15 protein-coding genes and 1 pseudogene are annotated in these 21,496 nt (G+C 49.5%); 5 read left to right on the top strand and 11 right to left on the bottom strand.

What is annotated here, in order from left to right; genetic code table 11:
- Nucleotides 1-5: 5 nt before the first annotated feature.
- Complete coding sequence (locus R50912_RS31115; protein ID WP_042240494.1) at nt 6-677, bottom strand: hypothetical protein; 672 nt, start codon at nt 675-677, stop codon at nt 6-8.
- Nucleotides 678-1,234: 557 nt separating this feature from the next.
- On the opposite strand from R50912_RS31115, the gene R50912_RS31110 reads away from it, so the two are divergent.
- From R50912_RS31110 to R50912_RS31100, 3 genes are all read left to right on the top strand, one after another.
- Nucleotides 1,235-1,912 carry a YrpD family protein gene (locus R50912_RS31110; protein ID WP_042240492.1) on the top strand — a complete coding sequence of 226 codons (678 nt, stop codon included), beginning with the start codon at nt 1,235-1,237 and terminating at the stop codon, nt 1,910-1,912.
- Between the two features lie 98 nt (nt 1,913-2,010).
- Nucleotides 2,011-3,390, top strand: a complete 1,380-nt coding sequence (locus tag R50912_RS31105) for a WG repeat-containing protein (RefSeq protein ID WP_052416783.1) — start codon at nt 2,011-2,013, stop codon at nt 3,388-3,390.
- A 24-nt stretch (nt 3,391-3,414) separates the two neighbouring features.
- The gene (locus R50912_RS31100) at nt 3,415-3,870 is read left to right on the top strand and encodes a thioredoxin domain-containing protein (RefSeq protein WP_052416782.1); all 456 of its coding nucleotides are present in this window, start codon (nt 3,415-3,417) and stop codon (nt 3,868-3,870) included.
- A gap of 344 nt (nt 3,871-4,214) precedes the next feature.
- On the opposite strand, the gene R50912_RS33730 is transcribed toward R50912_RS31100, so the two are convergent.
- Both R50912_RS33730 and R50912_RS31090 read right to left on the bottom strand, forming a co-directional pair.
- Nucleotides 4,215-5,309 carry a response regulator gene (locus R50912_RS33730; protein ID WP_052416781.1) on the bottom strand — a complete coding sequence of 365 codons (1,095 nt, stop codon included), beginning with the start codon at nt 5,307-5,309 and terminating at the stop codon, nt 4,215-4,217.
- 11 nt (nt 5,310-5,320) lie between these two features.
- Nucleotides 5,321-8,446 (bottom strand): ATP-binding protein, encoded by a 3,126-nt coding sequence (locus R50912_RS31090; RefSeq protein ID WP_052416780.1) that lies wholly within the window; start codon nt 8,444-8,446, stop codon nt 5,321-5,323.
- A 221-nt stretch (nt 8,447-8,667) separates the two neighbouring features.
- Here R50912_RS31090 and R50912_RS31085 point away from each other — a divergent pair, with 221 nt between their 5' ends.
- Nucleotides 8,668-9,303 carry a TVP38/TMEM64 family protein gene (locus R50912_RS31085; RefSeq protein WP_042240488.1) on the top strand — a complete coding sequence of 212 codons (636 nt, stop codon included), beginning with the start codon at nt 8,668-8,670 and terminating at the stop codon, nt 9,301-9,303.
- On the opposite strand, the gene R50912_RS31080 is transcribed toward R50912_RS31085, so the two are convergent.
- Both R50912_RS31080 and R50912_RS31075 read right to left on the bottom strand, forming a co-directional pair.
- Nucleotides 9,289-10,800, bottom strand: coding sequence for an aminotransferase class V-fold PLP-dependent enzyme (locus tag R50912_RS31080; protein WP_042240486.1), 1,512 nt, complete (start codon nt 10,798-10,800; stop codon nt 9,289-9,291). The two genes, R50912_RS31085 and R50912_RS31080, sit on opposite strands and share 15 nt — an antisense overlap.
- A 169-nt stretch (nt 10,801-10,969) precedes the next feature.
- On the bottom strand, nt 10,970-11,446 hold the full coding sequence (locus R50912_RS31075; RefSeq protein WP_042140320.1) for a DsrE/DsrF/DrsH-like family protein: 477 nt from the start codon (nt 11,444-11,446) through the stop codon (nt 10,970-10,972).
- A gap of 240 nt (nt 11,447-11,686) precedes the next feature.
- Between R50912_RS31075 and R50912_RS31070 the strand changes: the two genes are divergently transcribed.
- Nucleotides 11,687-12,787 carry a GGDEF domain-containing protein gene (locus tag R50912_RS31070; RefSeq protein ID WP_197073005.1) on the top strand — a complete coding sequence of 367 codons (1,101 nt, stop codon included), beginning with the start codon at nt 11,687-11,689 and terminating at the stop codon, nt 12,785-12,787.
- Nucleotides 12,788-12,937: 150 nt separating this feature from the next.
- Here the strand turns inward: R50912_RS31070 and R50912_RS31065 are convergent.
- The 6 genes and pseudogenes from R50912_RS31065 to R50912_RS33720 form a co-directional block, all read right to left on the bottom strand.
- A pseudogene (locus R50912_RS31065) lies at nt 12,938-14,206 on the bottom strand (IS1182 family transposase); the annotation flags it as partial.
- Nucleotides 14,207-14,528: 322 nt separating this feature from the next.
- Entirely contained in the window at nt 14,529-15,413 is an 885-nt protein-coding gene (locus R50912_RS31060) for a helix-turn-helix domain-containing protein (protein WP_042240479.1), read from the bottom strand.
- 162 nt (nt 15,414-15,575) lie between these two features.
- Nucleotides 15,576-15,899 carry a hypothetical protein gene (locus R50912_RS31055; RefSeq protein WP_042240478.1) on the bottom strand — a complete coding sequence of 108 codons (324 nt, stop codon included), beginning with the start codon at nt 15,897-15,899 and terminating at the stop codon, nt 15,576-15,578.
- A gap of 65 nt (nt 15,900-15,964) precedes the next feature.
- On the bottom strand, nt 15,965-18,109 hold the full coding sequence (locus tag R50912_RS33725; RefSeq protein WP_052416779.1) for a putative bifunctional diguanylate cyclase/phosphodiesterase: 2,145 nt from the start codon (nt 18,107-18,109) through the stop codon (nt 15,965-15,967).
- A 256-nt stretch (nt 18,110-18,365) separates the two neighbouring features.
- Nucleotides 18,366-18,989 (bottom strand): acetate uptake transporter, encoded by a 624-nt coding sequence (locus tag R50912_RS31045; RefSeq protein WP_039305570.1) that lies wholly within the window; start codon nt 18,987-18,989, stop codon nt 18,366-18,368.
- Nucleotides 18,990-19,109: 120 nt separating this feature from the next.
- Entirely contained in the window at nt 19,110-21,476 is a 2,367-nt protein-coding gene (locus tag R50912_RS33720; protein WP_052416778.1) for a bifunctional diguanylate cyclase/phosphodiesterase, read from the bottom strand.
- Nucleotides 21,477-21,496: the final 20 nt, after the last annotated feature.

Raw genomic sequence — 21,496 nt, 5'->3', positions numbered from 1 at the left:
CTTCGCTACGCCAGACGGTTGGTTGACTCCAGTGAGAAGACGGAAACGGACGGGGATTGGGTGATTTCAACAGGCACGGGAGCGATTTCGTTAACATCGGGTGAGTAGAGATAAAAGCTGTTGCCCGCCTCAGAAGTTCGGATTCTGGTGAATTCATTCGCAAGGCTGATGGTCGAGGAGGACGCAAGCGTCTGTTCTCTGACCCGCAGCTTGAAGGTTATCAGCGTCTGGTCTACAGCCGGAATGAAGCTTAGCTTATTGGCAGCTTCGACTTGAATATCAATTCCGCGCATAGTGGTATTCATTCCGATATAGATGCTTCCGTCAACCGGGTTCTGGAAATTGAACTGGAACATATTATTCACTTCGTCACCTGGGGTAAAGTTCCTTTCAGTATAGACTGACTGCTGCGTGTATTCGGAGTTGTCGAATACCTGGCTGTCATATTGCACAATGAAGTTGAAATAGCTGTAGCCATGGTCATTAGGAGCGAAATCCCGCAACAGCAACAGCACGGTTACTTCTTCCCCGGGTAAATAAGAGCTTTTATCCGTGGCAACCTCTACAGACATCGCAGGAGTTGTACTATCTACAGTAACATCATGAATGATCGACATCATAAGTGGAAGCAATCGGGTGTTTTTGACAACTTTTTTGAATCCGGTCCATTTATTCATTATATAACCTCCATAGCTCTAATCATGGGTCCTGTGTCTGAATTAACTTGTGTAAGGCTATGGTAACAATTGTCACTGATAAAACACTGATAAACGTCGAACTATGACGTAAAATATCGAATCGATGAGCACAAAATATACATATTTTCGCTAAAAAGCAGCCTGAAAAGTGAATTCCCCCCCTTGTAGCAATACCCCAAAAAATACGATCTTTACCCGCAAAACTGCGGATGAAATGTTGTGCTTTTTATGTATATTTTGGTGATTCAGGATCTATATTTAATAAAGACGATATTCACCCGACTGCCGCGGGAAGAATATCGTCTTTTATATGCTAACCACTTACTTATGAAAATAAATTTACAGTAAATGCGAATTAATAAAAAATGTAAAATTGGTTTTATATAACTTTAAATAACTTTCATTTCTAAAATAGATTGTATTTTTGAAAAATATGGAATATTATAAGCTTTAAAATTCCAAATATTTCATTATATGAGAGGAGCGTTGGGTGGAAACTTTTTATTCAAAAAATTAAATTATAGGAAGAAAAAACAATGGATTTTAAAAATGCGGCTATTTCAGTAACCAATGAGCCAACAAGTGAAGTTGAGATACTAAATGAAATTGGTATCTTACAGAATGTAATTGATCAATTCCTCTCCGAGGCTGCTACTGAGGTTCAGAAAGAGAAGCTAATAAAAAATTTAAAACGATTTGCTACTACAACATTCTCAGAGCAGGTATATGATTATATAAGTGTAGAAGATAACGGTTATTATTTTTACGAAGAAGATGTTAATCATGAAAAGAAAGCATTTTTTGTTCCAGTTGATCACTCAGAATCAAATATGGAAACATTCATCGATGCTGGTACAGCAGGTTCACAGGTTACTTTCTATGCATGGTACAACAATAACATGAAAATCCGTATGAAAATTGATGGTAAAGCTATTTGTGGCGATCTTGGATGTAGTAGTTCAGCTGATAAACCATTGACTACAATAATAGTATCTAATACTAATTATAATATTCAGCCATCAAGTTTTCAGAAGTGGAAACTTTTATCAGTGGTAACCGGAGATGATGACGGAAAAAACAAGTCGGAATTTACTAATATCAAAGTCGATGGAGTAGCTGTACCAAGTAGTGCGTTCCCAGCTCCAGATCAAGATTATGCTACCGTAACACGTGATGCTAGCAACAATGTTATAATTGCCGTAACTGGAATGTAATCAATGGTATAGCCAATTTCCTGCGATGTTAGGGAATTGGCTATATCATGTAGTTTCTTTGATGAATTTGAAAGATACAAGGAGCTGAATTGTAGGGTATGTTTAAATCAATAAAAGTGGCCTTCTCATTTTTCATTGCTATATTCATTATTGTAATAGTCAGTAAAGAGTCTGCTTTTGCAAAAAATGGGATTAAGGTTATTTTATATGGAAATTCCATTCAAATGGAGCACTCCACAATTCTGAAAAATAATACGGTGTTGGTTCCCTTTAAAGGCATATTCGCAAAACTGGGTTTTACTGTTAGTTATGATTCAGCAAGCAAAACAATCTTTGGAGATAAAGCAGGCACTACTATTAAATTAGTAATTAATCAAAATACGGCATGGATTAATGATGCTCCAATTACACTTCAAGTAGCTCCTCAGATTATATATGGGACAACATTTGTACCTCTTCGTTTTATAGGTGAAGCTAGCAGTCTCGAAGTGAAGTGGTATGGGAATTCTCAAATTGTCTCACTATACTCTAAGCAAAATCTTTTTCCGGTATCAAACGGTGGGAAATTCGGCTATATTGATGCGGATGGCAAGATTGTAATTGATTATCAAACAAAGTTTACAGATGCCTATGCTTTTAATGAGGGTTTGGCTATTGTTTATTCAAATGCAAAATTTGACGGATTCATCAATCAGCAAGGGAATAAAGTGATATCCAAGGGAAACTACTATGATGCCAAAGATTTCTCAGAAGGACTTGCAGCGTATAGAACGCTTGATACTGCATCTAACTATGCTGTTTCTAACTATGGTTATATGGACCTTACGGGAGCCAGTGTTATAAAACCGCAGTTTAAAAAAGCTAATAAATTCTCCGAAGGATTGGCCGCTGTCCAGGTGGGGAGTAGATATGGATATATCAATTCTTCAGGGAAAATAGTAATTAAGGCTCAATATAACAGCGCTAAGGATTTCTCTGAAGGGGCTGCTCAGGTTACAATAAATGGAACTTCCCATTATATCGATAACAAAGGGAAATTCTTATTCAATGCAAATTATTCAAATGGGGAATCTTTTTCAGAAGGATTGGCAGCTGTTAAAGCGGGAACTAAGTATGGCTTTATTAATAAGAAAGGAAAATTAGTGATTCCTGCTATCTATGAGGCAGTTCACTCCTTTTCGGAAGGATTGGCAGTTGTTAAAATAAATGGAAAATCAGGTTATATAGATAACAAAGGAATGCTGCTTATTCACAACCAATTTGATGCGGCGGGCGACTTTCATGAGGGACTTGCAGTTGCTGAAACGGGAGGGAAGACAGGCTTCATTAATAAGACAGGAGTGTGGGTTATCCAGCCAACATTGGCATGGGCCCAGAACTTTACGAATGGTCTTTCTTACACATATAGTAGTGTTGAAGAAGAAGAAGTATATATTAATCAGAATGGTCAGATTGTATGGATGAAAAATCAACCTTAGAATATGAAGTGAGAAAGAGAGAGTATGAATAAATTTCGTAATAAGAGCCTATATTTTATTATTTCTATATTATCTCTTCTTGTAATATTTCTTGCGCTTCTTGTTGTATACAATAATAATTCTCCTAAAATATCCGCTTTGGAAAAGATGCCAAATTATACGGAAATTAAAGGAAAGTATTATGTGGAGGGATTTAAATACGAAAAGCAGCCACACCTTGGAAATACTGATGCTAAAGTAAAGGTGATTGAATATGCTGACTTTAAGTGCCCAGCCTGTAAAAAGTGGAAGGAAGCAAACCGGGAACGTCTAAAAAAGGAATTTGTCGATTCGGGTAAAGCAGAAATATTTTTTATTAACTACGCATTTATAGATCGTGATTCTATTCTCGCAGCAAGCGCCGGAGAAGCAATTGCCCATCAAAATAATGAAATATTTTGGGGTTTTTACGAAAAAATGTATGTATATGTTGGATGTTAAACAAGATTATAAAACAGCTGGACATTACGGAATAAATGGAACTCCTCAATTTATGGTTAACGGGACACTACTACCGGATTCTTCTTATGAGATTTTGGCGGCAGCTATCGAGAACCAATTAGTATCTAAATGATAAAATCATCTGTTGTTGTTTTCGTAAGCATGGATACGCCTCTTTCAATGTGATTGAACGGGATTATAAGCTAACGAGCTCACTGAGACTTATCTCAGTAAAGATGAAGTCTATAAAGACGACATTCCTTCGCCAGGCTGGGGAAGGAATGTCGTCTTTTATAATTGCCCGCGCCTCGTGAAATATACGAAGAAAAAGTGCGCTTCAGCATTTATTTGCCCAGCCGCTGGTAGACCTCCATGAACCATTCCGGCAGGTCATCGCCCGTCTCGGCTTGGTAGGAGTCTCTGAATTGGGTGAATTTTCGCTGCGCCCTCAGAGGCTTGCCGATTTCATAATAAATGGAGATCAATTGCAGGGCATAGCTCTCATCCAGCGGCTCCAGCTCGGTCAGGCGCACGGCATAATCTTCCGCTTCATAATGACGCCCGGCCTGTATCAGCTCCAGGGTAAGCTGCTCCAGCAGCTTGAGGTAGAGACGGCGGTATTTGTCGCGGGAGGAATAGACCCAGAGGCTGTCCAGCGATTGCAGCAGGTCCCCTTTGTACTGGGCGGCAGCCTCGCGCATCTCCTCCAGCTGATTGTTCTGCAGTGCGAGCGTGGCTGCCTCCATGAATCTTTCGGTATCGCCTTCGATCCCCCTGGATTCCAGCCGGTAGTTTTCCCTGTCGAAGGTCAGCTCAATACTGTCCTCCAGCGCAGCCTTCTTTAAGGTTTTGCGGATCTGATAGACAGTGGTGTGCAGATATTGCTTGCCCTTCTCATAGTTCCATTGCGGAAACACATCATTCAGAATTACGCTTACGCTGCCCTGTCTGTGAATCCATAGATAGGCGAATAACTCCTCCGCCTTATGAGTGCTCCATTTCACGGCTCCCTGTGGACCGGTCAGCTCATAACCGCCAAGAAGGCGGAAGGCCGTTTCGGCACTTCTTGTCCCGGTGGCGACGGGAAGCATACGCTTGGAGAGTATCTTGTTCCACGTCTTGAGCAGGCGGGAGGGGTCTACGGGCTTCAGCAGATAATCCACCGCCGACAGCTCAAAGGCTTCGACGGCATAATTCCGGTACGCTGTCACGAATACGATATCCGTGTCCGGTGAGAAGGGCAGCAGCTTCTCGGCAAAAGCCAAGCCGGACAGCTCAGGCATCTGGATGTCCAGAAATAGAATGTCAGGTTTATGTTCTACAGCAGCCGTAAAAGCTTCGCGCGGATTATCATACACAATAACAGAGGGAATGCCGTCACACTGAAGCAGCAGCTCACGCATCTGCTCCAGCGCTGGCCATTCGTCGTCAATAACCATTACAGATATACTCAGGAGACCTCATCCTTCCATGGGATTGTTATAAGTACCTCAATACCCCCGTTGCTCCCACGTGAAATGACAAGCGGATAGCCGAACTGTGTCAGCAGCCGGCGGTTGATATTCCGCAGGCCGATTCCGGTGCCTTCTCCATGTGGAGAACGGTAGCCCTCGTTCATCCAGGAGGAGAGCTGCTCATCGCTCATTCCCTTACCGTTATCGGCGACAGTAATGAGGATGGAATTGCCTTCCTGTCTGGTGGAGAGGATTACGGTTCCGCCATCAATCCTCTCCATCAGTCCGTGGCGTACGGCATTCTCCACGATCGGCTGCACAATCAGCGGCGGCAATGAGAATTCACTGACTTCAATATTATATTGGGCATTCAGCCGTTTCCCGAAACGGGCCTGCTCCAGTGACAGATAAGCCTCAATCAGTTCAAGCTCCTTCTCAAACGGAATCGCCGTTTCCTGATTGCTGAAATCAAAGCTGCCGCGCAGAAAGTGGCTCAAATCGTACAACAAATGCCGGGTTTTCTCATTGTTGCGTGTGCTCATCCAGATGATCGTATTAATGGCATTGTAGAGAAAATGCGGTTTGATCTGCGCGCGCAGCATCGCGATCTCCGAACTTAGCCGGTCGGATACCGATCGTCTCAGCTGTACCAGGGTATTGACGCGCCCCTTGAGATCGCTCCAGGCATAAGGCTTATGGATGAAGTCGTTAGCTCCGGCACGGAAGGCCGCCTCATTGAAGTGAAGCTGCTGTCCGGCAGTGGCCATCAGGATCGGCAGATCCAGAGGCGTGTAAGTCTGGCGGATCCTCCTGCACAGCTCTAGGCCCGACATTCCCGGCATCATGACATCGATGATGCAGAGGTCGAAATCACGGTCCTCTGCAAGCAGTGCCAGTGCGTCATTGCCGCTGCCCATACTGGAGATCGTATAATTCTCCAGCGACAGCAGGTTGGTCAGCGCCTTCAGATTGGCATAATCGTCATCCACAATCAGAATGCGGGGAGCGTAGGGGCCAGCCTGTCCGGTGGAGTGTGTTACTAGGGTGGTTCTGTACTTCCACTCTTCATCGACAGCTTCCGGAGGCGACTGCACCGGTCTAAGCAGTAGCTGACGGTCTTCCGGCTCCTCCTTAACGGCAGCGTCAGCCTGCCTGGCGGGGAGTGTGAAGGTGAAGCTGCTTCCGCGGCCAAGCGTGGAGGACACGGTAATCTTTCCCCCGTGCAATTCTACAAGCTTACGGGTAATGGCCAGACCCAGGCCCAGTCCACCAGTCTCCAGCGAATCGGCTTCGTTAACCTGCTCATAATCACGGAAGATGCTCTCCAGCTGTTCCTGGGGAATGCCCCGGCCGGTATCGGTGACCGTAACCGATATGGAATCATCCAGCTGAGCGGCCTCAATAATCACGCTGCCGCGATCGGTGAATTTCAGCGCATTATCCATCAGGTTGTAGAGGATCTGCATCAGCCGCTGTTCATCGGCCTGGACCAGGAACGCACCCGGCGGAATGCGGTTCTTGATACGGATCTCACCGTTTTTATTTAGAAACTGGAAGACTTCAATTACAATTTTCGCAACGCCCTGAATATCCACAGCACCCCAGTGCAGGGTGATGCGCTGCCGCTTGATCTGTTCATAATCTAGGATATCCCTGACCAGGAAGGCCAGCCGTCTTCCGGTTCCGAGGATCAGCCGCATATCCTCACGCTGTGAAGGGGTAAGCGGCCCGCCGGCGCCCTCATACATAGACAGTGAGATATTGATGATAGCATTCAGCGGTGTACGCAGCTGGGTCGAAGTCTTGAGCAGGAACTCATCCTTGTCCCTGTCCTTGCGTTCGAGCTGAAGGGAGAGCTGCTTGATCGTCTGATAGGCATGTGCATGCCGTGCAGACAGAAACAAACCCTCGGCAAGAACGAAGATGGGGCCGGACACCGGAGGGATAGCATATAGTCCTGTGCCCAGAAACAGGTTGGCGGAGAGCGAGGAGGTGAACATGATCGCAGCGACTACACCGATGAGCAAATAATAAGAACCGGTCTCCCGCCGCCAGGCAGCCTTCGCCATAACATAGAAGGTATAGCAGGCGGAGATGAGGCTGAAAATCAGCAGTATACTTGCGACGCGGGAGTAAACAGTAATTGTACTTGTAAGGACAATCAGGCAGAAGCCTAGTGAATAAATAAGGGTAATCCACCGGAAAAGCCGGGAATAGAGAGAAGGAAACAGGGAATAGGTATAGCTGGATACGAAATAGAATCCGATCACACTAGACATCGCCTGCAGCTTGCTGAATCCCTCGTAAGAGATCGAAGGGAAGTATTCAAAAAGCAGCTTCTCGCTGTGTGTCATCATGTAGAGGGCAATAGTGAAGCAATACATGGCCAATTGTAGGGAAGAGTTATCCTCCTTACGCTGCAACCCCTGTCCGAAGAAGTAGAGTCCGATAAAAGCAAAACCTGCCACCAGAAATATATCGTAGGTGCTGTTGCGCTGGTCCATGGCTCCTATAGCAGCAGGAGTGCCAATCCGGATAGACTCGGCAATTCCTCCGTTGGTATAAGTGAAGTTGGACACGTGAATCAGAATCTCAGCCTTATTGTTCTTGGCGCTGAAGGTAAGAGAATACGGGTTATTCCGCGGTTCAGTGTTCTGACGGGATATGCCCGGTATTCCACTTCCCTCCAGAAGGTTGCCGTTCACAAATACCAGACTGGCAAAGCGGATGCTGGTTACCTTGAGCGCAAAGGCGGGGATATCCGGCGGGAGCTGGACCAGCAGACGGTAAGTGGCATACCCATAACGGGAGAATCCGCTAGCTTCAGTACGCGGGGTCCAAGTCCCGGGCACGGTCAAATAAGCTGGCGCTTCCGCAGTCCTGGAGAGGTTCTCCTGCGGGTCCAGCAGTTGTTGCCAGTAGAATTCCCATTCTCCATCCAGCGGGAAGACAGCAGAATCATCGAAGGTACATGTGGACAAATCTATATAACCGGGATTCCGGCTAGTACATTCAGAAGCGGAGTTGTCGAGCAAGGGTACCAGGGCAGATGCGGCAAGCAGGCAGATGCACAGCAGGGCGAGCGTTCTTTTGGCCAGCAGACTATAATCAAATGGTTTCATGAAGACCTCACTTCGGGCTGACTGATAATTCGACAGGATAAGAGTATATCCAGGTTCATGCCGACTCTGTTACTAGTTGATTTCATCATATCCCCGGCAGCTTATGCTTGTCTAGTCAGTTGACGTTTTAGCGTCAGGCGGACAGAAGTATTGTATAATTGAAACTCAATGCTATGTATAACTTTCAACTATTCCAGAATGTAATGAGGAGAGCTGAGGAAATGTTCTTTTTAGATATAATGTCATGGCTGACCGAGGAGCGGCTGCGGACGCTGCTGGAGCAGTACCGCTCGCTCGGGCCGCTGCCCGGAGTGGGTCTTACCTTCATGAAATCATTCGTGCCGCCGCTGCCGACCATCGCGATTGTGGGGCTTAACGGAGCAGTATACGGCTTATGGCTCGGGTTCCTGTATTCCTGGATCGGTCTTGTAGCGGGGTGTGTAACTACCTTCCTGATTATCCGTAAAATCGGCAGCCACCGCTACCTGCGCAAATGGGCCGAGCGGCCCAAGGTCGCCAAAAGCATGACCTGGGTCCGCCAGAGCGGGTTCAGCTATGTTTTTCTGCTCAGTCTGTTTCCGGTAGGGCCATTCGTAGTCATCAATATGGCTGCCGGGCTTGCTGCCATGCGTCTTCGCTCCTATCTGATTGCCCTCTGCGCCGGCAAAGCCATTATGGTATTCGCGGTCTCCTACATCGGCAATGATGTGGACCGGTTCATCCGTCATCCGGGAGAGATGGTCTACGTGCTGCTGTTTATCGGGGTGTCGCTGTGGGGGGTTAAGGCGATTGAGTCCAGATTCGCCCGGATGGCCCGGGAACGGGAATCAAGCAGCAAACCGCTACAGAGAGAATAATTCGCGGATCTCGCCGCCAGGTTCCCTGGTATCCCCGGAGTGAAGCCAGCTGTTGGTGGCAGGATTATAGCGGTAGTCGCTGCTCCATTCGCCGATGCGGCTGACGATGGAACGGACGGCGAAGGCCATATGCTCCACCTCCCGGTCAGTCATGACCGGGTGCAGGGACAGGCGGACCCAGCCCGGCTTCAGTGACTGGTCACCTGCGAGGATCGCCTGGATGAACGCCTGCGAATCCGCAGGGTCCAGCCCGAGCAGCTGATGGCCGTACGGGCCGGCGCAGGAGCAGCCTCCGCGCGCTTGAATACCGAAGCGGTCATTCAGCAGGCGGACGGCGAGATTGTAGTGGATCTCCTTCAGCGTGAAGGAGATGATCCCGTGGCGCTCAGCTTGCGCGCCTGCTAGTACAGAGCAGCCAGGAATCTGCGCAAGCTCCGCGAGCAGCTTCCGGCATAGCTCCTGCTCCCGGACGACCATATATTGTCCGGGTCCATTCATCTGATCCTTCAGTCTGATGCACAGCGCTGTGCGGATAGCCTGAAGGAAACCGGGGGTGCCTCCGTCCTCGCGCACCTCCACGTCAGCAATATAGCGCCGCCCGCCCCAGCGGTTGACCCATACCACGGTGCCACCGCCGGGTTCATCCGGCACACTGCCGGTGCTAAGTGCGGCATCAAACAGCAACACTCCGCCTGTTCCGGGGCCGCCGAGGAATTTGTGCGGAGAGAAGAAGATGGCATCCAGCTTCTCCTGAGGAGATACGGGATGCATGTCAATCCGTTCATAAGGTGCGCTCGCGGCAAAATCGACAAAGCAAACCCCGCCATGCCGGTGCATGAGCGCGGCAAGCTGATGGTAGGGTGTCTGGATGCCGGTCACATTGGAGCAGGCGGTGAAAGAGCCGATTTTGAAGCGGCGGTTCCGGTAGCGGAGCAGCAGCTCCTCTAACTGCTGAAGGTCAACCTGCCCGCCCGGCCCGGATGGAACGGTGACCACATCGCCGATGCCTTCCTGCCAGGGCAGCAGATTGGAATGATGCTCCATATGACTGACGAAGATAACCGGGCGTTCCTCCGGCGGGCAGACGTAGTTCTGCTGCAGCCATTCCGGCAGCCTCAGGCCCATGAGCCGCTGCAGCTTGTTCACCGCTCCGGTAGTGCCGTTGCCGCAGAAGAGCAGCACATCTCCGGGACCGGCATTCACATGCTGCCGGATGATCTGCCGGGCTTCATTATAAGCCAGGGTCATCGTTAGCCCTGTAGTATTGGAATCGGTATGCGGATTGCTAACATAGGGGCCGAAGCTCTCCTGCATTCTGCGCTCGATCGGCTCGTAGAGCCGACCGCTGGCCGTCCAGTCGGCATACAGCAGCGGCTGGCGGCCGTACGGGGTAGTAATCATATGACGGTTTCCTATGGTATGCTCGCGAAAAGCCGCGAAATGCTCCTGCAATGATGGCGGCGCCTCTGCTGCACCGGCGTGACGGATACTCAGCACGGATAATCCCTCCAGACAATGAATCTGTGGTCGCGGATACGGAAGGGGACCGTCCTTGGAGGGATGGCGGTACCGCCCTAATATAACGACGGCAAATCCGTTTCCGCTTGCCCTCAGTATATGCCCGTGCCCGGAATTAGGTTAAAGCCCATGCTGGACCTAATGCTGCTTAGATGAAAAGCTGGATATCACTTTCCAGCGCGTCCTTCAGGTACGCGGCAGCATCGATAATCTCCACCTCAGGCAGAAGCTCCTCGGGCTTGAAGCCCATAATTTCCACCGAGAGCTTGCAGGCATAGAACTTGATGTTCTTTTTGCGCGCCCCCTTAAGGAAGTGAATCAGCTTCGGTGCCCCTTGATCCTCAATCATCTCCTCCAGCATCAGCTTGCCTAGGCCGCTGAAGTTCATCCGCGAGAGCGGCAGCTGCTCCGGCCCTTTGGGCGTAATAACATCCATCAGCTTCTCGTAGATACTCTTGTCCTCCAGCGTCATTGTCTCCGGGTCCCGGATGAGGAACAGCCCCCAGAATGAGAAGAACATCGTAACCTCTACCTCAATATCCCTAGCGGCATTCGCCAGAATCAGTCCCGCCATGGCTTTGTCATATTCTCCGCTGAACATCAGCAGATTTAATTTTTTACCCATACGTTAACCCTCCATTAGTATTCATAGAATGTCATTAGTATGGTTGTACGGAGGTAAAGTATGCCTGTTGAACGTAAAGTGGTAATTAATGTAATTTAAAGCAGTGACGTGTATAGTTCAATTCCAGAATGAAAGGAAATGATGGGAAACTGCCGGAGATGGAGATATAATCAAGGAAAGCTGCAACAGGAGACGGAATTCAGTGAATATGGATACGGACGGGCAGGTGGGGGCAAAGATATGACCGATACTATTGTTGGGAATACCCTTGGTATATTTTCCTTATGCTTGACTATCAGTTTTGCCACAAAAAACATCGTCGTTAACCGTCAGAAGAATAACCTTTATTTGTGTGCGGCGGTTACGACGATTTGTTTGCTGCTGCTTGAGACTGCAACGGTCTATCTGGAGAATAACAGGAGTGCAAGCTATGTAATCCTCTACCGGATGATCAACAGCCTGGGCTTTTCACTAAGTCCCCTTGTACCCTTTTTTTTGCTGTGTTTGAATAGCATCGGCAAGAGTAGCACCCTTAAAGCTCTGCTGTTGCGGATACCGCTCCTTATCAATGCTGTAGTCTGTGTACTGAGCTGCTGGACGGGTTGGGTTTATTATGTAGATGCTGCAGGCCATTATACGCGAGGAGACCTCTTTCTGTTGCCGGCAATCGTAAGTATGTATTACATCATTGGCCTCATCGCAGCTATTCTGAGAACCAATGCAGAATACGAATGGGAGAATAACAAGGTTTTGCTGCTCATTTTGCTCGTACCCGTCTTATGCATGGTGATTCAGATTATTTATACCGGTTTCATCATTATCTGGGCGAGTGTCGCGATATCCCTGTTGATGTACTATATCTATCTGCGTGAGCTGCAGTTTACTTATGATGCACCTACGCTGATTAAGAACCGTTCTGCTTTTGAAAAGGATATGGAGCATAGCGGGAAGGCCAGCGAGCAAGTGGTGGTCGTAGTGATTGATCTAAATCACTTAAAGACAATCAATGACTGCTTTGGACATACTGCTGGAGATGAAGCCATTGTGGATTGTGCTAACGTGATTAAACAGAGCTTCAAAGGAATCGGCAGACCCTTCAGAATCGGCGGTGATGAGTTTTGTGTGCTGTGCAAGGACATGCCGGTGGAGGCCGTGGACAAAGCTTTATATCAAATGGATCACGCAGCAAAGGATATCAACCGGAACCGGAGATTTCCTCTTGTGCTTGCGTACGGCTACTCCGTTTTTCATACAAGGGGCCGGGAGGATATTCATACAGTATTCACTTATGCTGACCGGGCAATGTATGAGCATAAGGCTAGACTCAAGAGTGATGTGTAGGATCGCCTGGCAACAGCGGGGGGAGCTGCCGGAAGTATTTATAAATGGGGAAAAGAGGGGCTGTCCCATAAGTGGATTTTTTACGAGCAGAGACAGACCCTTCCTCTTTTTCAAAAACCCAATAAAGTCAACAGAGCAGCGATCCTCCCGTTATTGGAGGATCGCTGCTCTGCGTTTTTTGTCATTGGCAGCTTGCATCAGCAGATTATGGGCAAGAGAAAGCCTCCCGACTTCAAGCGTCACTTTTTCCATGCCGCGAAGCAGAAACCTTCGGAAGCCACGGTTGTTCTTCAGTTGTCCAAACACGCTTTCTGGTTCTGTTATTCGGCGGATGGCCAAGGCGTAACCTTCTTCACTCCGTAGAATCTCCCGAGCCTGACTCTGGTGCCGCAGTCGTTCCAAACTGACGACTACTTCTCGATTTCCTTCGGATTTCGTACATCGTTCCTTCAGTGGGCAGTTCTCGCAGCTCTGGCTACGGTAATGACGTTTTCGAATCTTATATTCATTCTTGAGCGTTTCCTTGCTTTCATTGCGGAAATGTAGCGTTTGTCCGGCAGGGCAGGTCCATGTATCTTTGGTTTCGTCATACGTCCATTTCTCTATCTTTCCGTCGTTCTCTTTCCACGCTTTGCTTTTTTCTTTGTGGTAACTGCCGTATTTGACCACAGCCTTCACGTGTTCGTTTTCCAAATACGCATAGTTCTCTTCACTACCGTAGCCGGCATCCGCAATCACCGCCTGCGGAAGTCTCCCCAGGATCTGCCATACCTTTTCCATGTGTGGTTGTAGACAACGGGTATCGGTCGGTCTTTGGTGTAAACTATACGCCAAAATAAACTGGTTTTCGGTTCCAATCTGTACATTGTAGCCGAGTTTGAGTTGAGCGTTTCGCATGTGATCTTCCTTCATCCGCATGAAGGTGGCATCCGGGTCCGTCTTACTAAAGCTGTTTCGGTCCCCGAGCAGGTTTTGGTATTGCTCATATTTCAGCAGTCTCGGTAACAGATCCTTACGGAGCCTCTGAACCGCTTTTTTCATGGGCTTGTCCTTAGGTTTCTCCAGCAGTTGCGACTCTAGCGCATGGGTCATTTGTTCAAGTTTCTCGCTGTCGATCTCGGCGGACTCGCCAAGCTCGCTCAGGTCTTGGCCGCGGTGTTTCTGTTCTTCTTGTTTCTCTGCAGCCTCAATGTTGGCAAACAAGGCATGTACCTTTTCTTGCAGCTTCGCCTTATGTTTACTGACGGCTTTGCCCCACACGAAGGTATAGCGAATCGCATTCGCCTCTATTTTTATGCCATCTACAAAATAATGCTCGAAGGAGATGTATTTCTCGTCCGCCAGAAACTGAAGCACAGCGGTAAAAACCGTTTCAAGGACGTCCTTCATCCGTTGAGAACGAAAGCGGTTGAGCGTGCGGCAAAGTTGGTCCATTGTATATTGAATGTACAAAAGAAACCTCTCCTTTGAAATGGTTGGTCGCACTTCCATTTTACCAAAAGAGTGGTTTCTTTTGCATTTATATAAATATTGTTGTCCATTTCCCGCTTAAACAGCGGAGAGGACGGAACGATTGTGGAAAAGCGATAGCGTTCGCCTTGGTCTCCGGATTTTCACCGCAAAGGGGAATGAAAAAAATCTGGAGAGCACAGCGATTGGAGCAACGGTCCGTTCTCGGAGCGTCCTCACCGAGCGCAAATGTCTATCCAACTCCAAAACAAGGGGCGTGTATCAGCAACACTCAGCTGAAGAACAGACGGCTGTAATTCAGGCTGCTGTTCCCTGAGCGGAAGGCACCTGGTGTCTGGCCGGTAAGCTTATGGAATACCTTAATGAAGTAACTGCCAGAGGAATAGCCGACCTGACCCGCAATGGCTTCGATGCTGCAGTCTGTTGTTCTCAGCAGCTCCACGGCATGCTGAGTGCGGACCCGGTTCAAATAGTCATTGGGGGTAACACCCACTGCCTTGCTGAAGGTCCGCAGCAGATGGAATTTCGAGAGGCCCAGCTTCCCGGCGAGCTGCTCCTGGCCGATCATAGAGCAGTAATTCGCTTCGATGAACCGGACGCATTCCCGGATGGCGGGCGGCCAGTCGGCCGCGTCGCGCGGACCGCCGGAGGTATGCCTGCCGAGCTCCATCATGAATTGATGAAGCAGCGAGGAAGCCGAGTAGGGATCGGTAATCCGTCCGGCGTGGGCTTCACGGACGATATCGCGCAGCATACGGACCGGCGGGCTTCCGGAATCCAGGGCCGGGGTTTCCCCGATTCTGGATTTGATATCATTCCAGAGCGGCAGCAGCGGCTCCGGCCGGAAGAGCAGGAAATAGAACTCCCACGGCTCCGTGCCGCCGGGATGATAATACCGGTGGCTGCCGGGAATCTCAGCCATGAAGGCCTGTCCGGGGCCGATGCTGAAGCTCTCCCCGTCAAGCTCATAGATCCCGCTTCCCGAAACGGTGTACTGGAAGAGCAGCAGCGGACCATCGCTGCGCTCCAGGCCGTTCCAGTGATACTCCGGGCTCAGCTCAACCGAATGCCCGGCTGCAAAGAGATTCAGCAGCGGCAGCCGGTCCGGCTCACTGAAGCGGAAGCCGTAGATGCCCAGTTCGTTTGTATTGCTCACAGCTCCTCCTCCTTTTTAAAAAAAGCCCCCACGCGGGAGCTTCAAATTCAAATATAAGAATTTATATGTTACACGCTATTAATTATCCTTCTATTTCTCACTGAAACGGATACCGCCCTTCAAAAGGACGGCAAAGCCGTTTCCACTTGAAAGATTAGTATGTTATTCTCTGGTGCTGTCCTGCTGCTCTGCTGCGGACTCAGCCTGACGGGCGTTATCATAACGGCGGGCGGACAGCCAGATGCTTCCGGTAAAGAGCACGATCAGTCCAAGAATAATTCCGAAACGCCAGTCTCCTGCTTTGAAGTTCAACTGGAGGACCGTAAGTACCAATGCGACCTGGGTCCAGACGAGTGTGCGTTTGCGGAAAGCTGTAAGTTCTCCGGCCATCTTCGGCATGCCGCGGATAATGCGGTAGGCAAGTATAGCCAGGATCAGCGCAAATATAACAGTTCCGGCAATTTCGCCGGTAGTCAATCCATTCATGTTCTCATAATCCTTTCGTCTTTCGGGTTAAAATCAGTCTTACCTTTATTATAACGATCCCCCGTTTATGAAGCCAGCTTGCGGATTTCGTCGGCAGGCAGCGGAGGGAAGAACAGGAATCCCTGAATATGCGGGCAATCATGCTTCACCAGGAAGGCGAGCTGCTCCGGTGTCTCTACCCCTTCGGCAATCAGGTCATAGCCAAGCTGCGAGGCGACAAAGACGATGGATTTGATGATGGTCTCGTCAATGGAACTGACACCGATGCCGGTGATGAAGGTACGGTCAATTTTGATTTTGTTCACGGGAAAATGCTTCAGGTAATTCAGTGAGGAATATTTCGTGCCGAAATCGTCAATGGAAACGATGATTCCGTGATCGCGCATCTGCTGCAGCAGCGGATAGTGTTCTTCCAGCAATGCGGTGCTCTCTGTAATCTCGAATTCCAGCACATTGGTATCCAGTCCGTACTGGTCAAGCACGGAGAGCAGATTCTCGATCAGATTGCGGTTGTAGAACCAGCTGTTGGAGATATTAATGGATGTCCGCAGCAGCGGAATCCCCAGTTTTCTCCATTCGCAGAGCTGGCGGCATACCTCGCGCAGCACCCAGTCGGTCAGCTGGATCATCAGTCCGGCTTCTTCCACGGCGGCGATGAAGGTACCCGGTCCGATCAGACCCTTCTCGGGATGGTTCCAGCGGATTAGCGCCTCCATACCGATCATTTTACCTGTGACTGCATTGATCTGCGGCTGATAATACAGCACGAATTCCTCCCGCTCCAGTGCAGAATGCAAATACTTAGCGATCATCGTCTTCTGCTCCAGCTTCTCACGCAGCTCCCAGTCGAAGATGAAGAAGTTGGTGTCTTCCTGTATCTTGGCCTGGTACATGGACATATCCGCGAATTTGAGCAGATCATCTTTATTCTTCGAATGCTCAGGGTACAGGGAGATGCCGATGCTGGTGGACAAGCTGAGATGTGCTCCGGAGATCAGCAGCGTCTGCGAGATTATTAAGCTAATCTGTTCGGCAACTACAGGGATTTGCTCATGCGGCAGGTCAGGGAAGATCATGACGAATTCATCTCCGCCGGTACGCGCGAACAGCTTGAAGGGCAGATCACCGGATTTCAACCGGCCGGCCAGTGTCTTAATCACCTGATCTCCTGTAGAGTGCCCAAGCGTATCATTGATCTCCTTAAACCGGTTCAAGTCGAAAAAGAATAAGCTATAAGTCTGAGTCGGGTCAGAACATTGCAGCAGCCGCTCGAATTCATCCATGAAAAACCGCCGGTTCGGTATCTCTGTCAGACTGTCGTAATGCGCCAGCTTTTCATACAGACGCTTGGAAATACGCAAATCACGGGTCCGGATGCTGACTACCCGCTCCAGCTCACGGTTGAACCGGCTCTGATGCCAGAAGATATAGAGAATGAAGGCAATCACAAGCAGGAAGGCAATATCGATCCACAGTACGCTGCGGAACACTTGCCATTTCTTGTAGGTGGGCAGGGAAATCCCCATCAGCCAATGCTGATTATAGGCCTGAACAGGAACGGTAAGCTGCAGTTCATCTGCATGGGATTCATTGCCAAAGAGGAACGTGTGGTCCTCGGCTGTAACATATATATTGCTGTCCTCGAGCGCAAGCTGGTTCACAATGTTATCAATCTTCACTGTAACCGAGACGATGCCCTGGAAAGAGTTGTCTTTGTAAATTGCTTGCCGGATTACCATTCCATAGCCGCCTTGGGCTAGTGTACGGGGCCCGTCTACCGTAATGCCGCGGGAGCGTATCGTTTCTTGGATCATGCCGGGGGAGGCCAGGGAGGCATCCAGCAGCAGGCTTTTGCCCAGAATCGCTGTATTGCCTTCAAGAGGGTAGAGGTAGCGGATAAGACCGTCAGGAGCGATCATAATGTTCGTGACATAGCTTGAGTTGTTGTTGTGTGCCGTTACCAGATAGTTATTAATGAGTGCGGGATCAGCATCGAAGCCGACCGTTTGAATAAAGGAACTTACGCCTTTGACAATTGCCACTCTCTCCTCAATATTTGAGGTCAGCATGACTGCCTGTGAGGACAGATCGGCCTTCTCAGCCCTGTATTCCCGGTTCACGGACAAGGAATAATAATAGAACAGCGAGAGCTGCAGGACGACTAAGAAGCCGACAATAATCGTTAAAGGCTTTTTATTAATGAAAGCCATGGATTGCCTCCGATACCCGAAAGATTAAAGCAGTAGATTTGCTATTCATAAAAAGCGGTTCCTGCACCGCAGAAAAATGTCGAGATATGTCGTAGGTGTCTCTATAGCATGTCATTTTTATCGTCTTTGCGCAAGGAAAAACCTAACAAACAGCCGTGTAAATTCAAAACGGATAAACACCTTCTGCCTGGGGCAGCAAGTATTTATCCGTTGCTCTTAAGATTGGAGCCCAAGTAGCTTGAGCCTGAACCTGTAATTATTTCTTGAAGATGCCCAGCGGTGCGCCGATCGGCAGGAAAGTACGTCCGAAATGAGCATTGAGCACAGATGCGCCGCAGCCGTAGAGGGATACAATTCCGATAGCCATTTCCGCAACGGCAGCCAGCTTGTGGAAGAATTCCGCAGCGACTCCGAAGGAATCCATAGCGAGGCCGAGGAACAGGAAGTCGATGAGAATGAAGATGACCAGCAGGACGCGGTTCGCTTCAACAGCGCCGAGCGTCATGAACAGGGTGAACACAAGATATCCTACAAAAACAAATCCGAGCTGCTTGGGATCAACGCCTTCTGCCAGCACCGTACCGAATACCCCGAGCTTGATCAGCCAGCTTGCGCCCATGCCGAACCAGAAGAATGCATAGGCACCAAAAGCGGTCATGCCAAAGGTGTTGTTGTGCTTGGCATCCTGAATGGATGCGAACAGCTGGGCGAAGGCTCCGAGGAAGATAGCCCATGGAATAGCGTAGCTTAGACCTGTTGTGATTTCGAGCTTTTGTGAAGAAGCGACCAAGGTGACGATAGCCAATCCGAACAAGCCGATGGCGCTGGGGTCGGCGGTGACGATTTTGACGGATTGAGTTGTTTGCGGTTGCGCTGACATAACAATTAAAGCCTCCAATTTTCATAATTGTTCGCATAGGATAACAGCACCCGGAGCGGGTGCTGTTATCAGCTTGCCTATCATATCATATACCCGGTAGCTTGCCTATAAAATTACTGCTTATTTTGACTCCGAAAAGTAATTTTTCTGCGCCAAAAAAGAATAAAGCGCCGTGACCTGAAGAGGCCTGCTGATATAGTATCCCTGCAGCTCGTCACTGCCCAGCTCGCGCAGCATGTCGAACTGCTCCTTATGCTCTATACCTTCGGAGACTACCCGCAGCCCGAGGTTATGGCTTAGCTCAATAATTGCCTTGACGAGCACATCACCCGGCGGGGCCGGAGACATCTCGGAAACGAATGAACGGTCAATCTTAATCACATCGACAGGGAAGCGGCGAAGATAGCTTAAGGAAGAGAAACCTGTGCCGAAATCATCAAGCGAGATCCGGAAGCCGTGGGCTCTAAGCTGCTGCAGCGACCGGAAGATGCTGTCCCCGGAGACCAGAACGCTCTCTGTAATCTCCAGCTCCAGACTTGACGCAGGCAGCTCATACTCATGAAGCAGATCGAGCAGCAGTTCAAGAAGACCGGGCTGCATCAGCTGCAGAGCAGAGATATTGACTGCGGCGGTGACTTCCAGGCCCCGGCTGCGGAATTCACGCATATCGGAGCAGACCTGCCGCAGTACCCAGCCGCCAATGCCGACAATCGAGCCGCTGCTCTCCGCCAGCGGGATGAACTCGGCCGGTGAGATGCTTCCGTAGCTCGGACTGGTCCAGCGCAGCAGTGCCTCCACCTTCGATACCTGCAAAGTACCTGCACCAAGGATAGGCTGATAATGCACCTCGAACTCGTTCGCCACTGCGGCTGAGAGCAACTGCTGGGCCAGGACCTTCTTGCGCCGGATCCCTGCCTCAAGACCCTCTGAATACAGAAAGATGTTATTGCGGCCTGTCTCCTTGACATGGAACATGGCCAGATCAGCCTGTTTGACCAGATAATCGGCATCTTCACCGTTCTGCGGATAAATGCTGATACCGATACTGGCCGTATTATATAGAAGATGTCCCTTAATATGGTGCGGCATGGAGAGGGCCGCCTGAATCTGCGACAGCTGCGTATGAATGCTCCCGGCATCGGCGATATCGGAGAGCAGTATGGTGAATTCGTCCCCGCCAAGCCGGGAGACCACATCGTGTTTGCCGACAACCTGTGAGATCCGGAAGGCCGTCTCCTTCAGGATGGCATCCCCGAAATCATGGCCCAGAGTGTCGTTCACCGTCTTGAAATGATCCAGATCAATAAATACCAGGGCAATCTGCCGGTTGATTGCTTTGGCCCCGGCGATGGCTTCATTCAGCTTGGCAAAAAAGAGTGAGCGGTTAGGCAACTGGGTCAACGGGTCCAGCAGGGATTGCTGCCGCAGCTCGTCCTGCACCTGTTCAAGTGAATCGATCATCCGGTTGAATTCAACCTCCACTTCGCCGAATTCATCCCGCCCGGTGCTGGGAATCCGGATAGACAGATCCTTGCTGCTGCCGATAGCGCGGATATTTCTTATCAGCGATGACATCCGGTTCAGAATAAACCGGTTGACGAATAGCATGCTTGCGGCAAGCAGCAGCAGCATGGAGATGAAATAGAGCCTGCAGAAGGTGCCTATGGACTTCAGTCCGCTATTGTAGAGCTGCCGGGGCTCCTTCAGGGAGATGATCAGGCCCGGATCACCGAACAAATCATTCACCGCCGTATGAATCGACATCATATCGTCCGAGACCAGGCGGGTCCAGGTCGGCTGGCCTCCGCTCTCCGCAAGCATCGCAGAGGTGGCGCGGGACACATGAATAGTTGAGAGGGTGTCCTTCCAGATATGCGTATTCTCTTCCGGGTGTAGCATTCTTCCGGCAACGGCCGTTCCAATCACTGCCTTGTCACTGCTGCTGCCGGCAATGGGCGTGAGCGTAATCAGCATAGGACCCTTATCCAGAATAACAACGCCGCTCCTGCTCTCTTCGGTTCCGGTGAAAGCAGGCAGACGGCTGTGGATCAGCTTGAAAAGAGTGAGCTGTTCCTGTGTCAAGGGGGTAACACTTCCTAATGCCAGATCGTAGGAGCCGCCGTATATTGGACTGCCGTTCAAATCCAGCAGGGCGATCATATCGAAACGGTTGATTTCATAGGTGGTCTGATCTAAGCTGCTGGGGGTGGGGGCAATACTGCCGGATAAGGCCGGGCCGTTATTTCTTACGGATTCCATGAACCTGTAGGTTTCTTCCCCCACGGAGTAATTTAGTAGTCCGGTCTTCATGTCCTGCAGTTCTTCATTATAGGAAGCCACAGCTTTGTTCAAGTTGCGCTGCAGCTGCGCCTCGTCCAGCTTCTCGAAACGGTTAAGCAGAATCATGTGAAGAAGCAGGTAGGTAGTGCCTATTCCGAGTACGGCTACAAAGCCAATGAAGATCATTATTTTTTTGCGGAGTTTCATGGTGTTCCCCTTTAATATTT

It is taken from the genome of Paenibacillus sp. FSL R5-0912, from assembly GCF_000758605.1.
Classification (GTDB): domain Bacteria; phylum Bacillota; class Bacilli; order Paenibacillales; family Paenibacillaceae; genus Paenibacillus_AQ.
This window is presented reverse-complemented; position numbering and strand designations above follow the sequence as displayed.

What these genes read in the sequence shown, in the direction of transcription:
- R50912_RS31110 (WP_042240492.1), top strand. Translation starts at nt 1,235, where the DNA reads ATGGATTTTAAAAATGCGGCTATTTCAGTAACCAATGAGCCAACAAGT.
- R50912_RS31100 (WP_052416782.1), top strand. Translation starts at nt 3,415, where the DNA reads ATGAATAAATTTCGTAATAAGAGCCTATATTTTATTATTTCTATATTA.
- R50912_RS33725 (WP_052416779.1), bottom strand. Translation starts at nt 18,109, where the DNA reads ATGGCTTTCATTAATAAAAAGCCTTTAACGATTATTGTCGGCTTCTTA.
- R50912_RS31075 (WP_042140320.1), bottom strand. Translation starts at nt 11,446, where the DNA reads ATGGGTAAAAAATTAAATCTGCTGATGTTCAGCGGAGAATATGACAAA.
- R50912_RS31085 (WP_042240488.1), top strand. Translation starts at nt 8,668, where the DNA reads ATGTTCTTTTTAGATATAATGTCATGGCTGACCGAGGAGCGGCTGCGG.
- R50912_RS31115 (WP_042240494.1), bottom strand. Translation starts at nt 677, where the DNA reads ATGAATAAATGGACCGGATTCAAAAAAGTTGTCAAAAACACCCGATTG.
- R50912_RS31070 (WP_197073005.1), top strand. Translation starts at nt 11,687, where the DNA reads ATGACCGATACTATTGTTGGGAATACCCTTGGTATATTTTCCTTATGC.
- R50912_RS33720 (WP_052416778.1), bottom strand. Translation starts at nt 21,476, where the DNA reads ATGAAACTCCGCAAAAAAATAATGATCTTCATTGGCTTTGTAGCCGTA.
- R50912_RS31090 (WP_052416780.1), bottom strand. Translation starts at nt 8,446, where the DNA reads ATGAAACCATTTGATTATAGTCTGCTGGCCAAAAGAACGCTCGCCCTG.
- R50912_RS31105 (WP_052416783.1), top strand. Translation starts at nt 2,011, where the DNA reads ATGTTTAAATCAATAAAAGTGGCCTTCTCATTTTTCATTGCTATATTC.
- R50912_RS31045 (WP_039305570.1), bottom strand. Translation starts at nt 18,989, where the DNA reads ATGTCAGCGCAACCGCAAACAACTCAATCCGTCAAAATCGTCACCGCC.
- R50912_RS33730 (WP_052416781.1), bottom strand. Translation starts at nt 5,309, where the DNA reads ATGGTTATTGACGACGAATGGCCAGCGCTGGAGCAGATGCGTGAGCTG.
- R50912_RS31055 (WP_042240478.1), bottom strand. Translation starts at nt 15,899, where the DNA reads ATGAATGGATTGACTACCGGCGAAATTGCCGGAACTGTTATATTTGCG.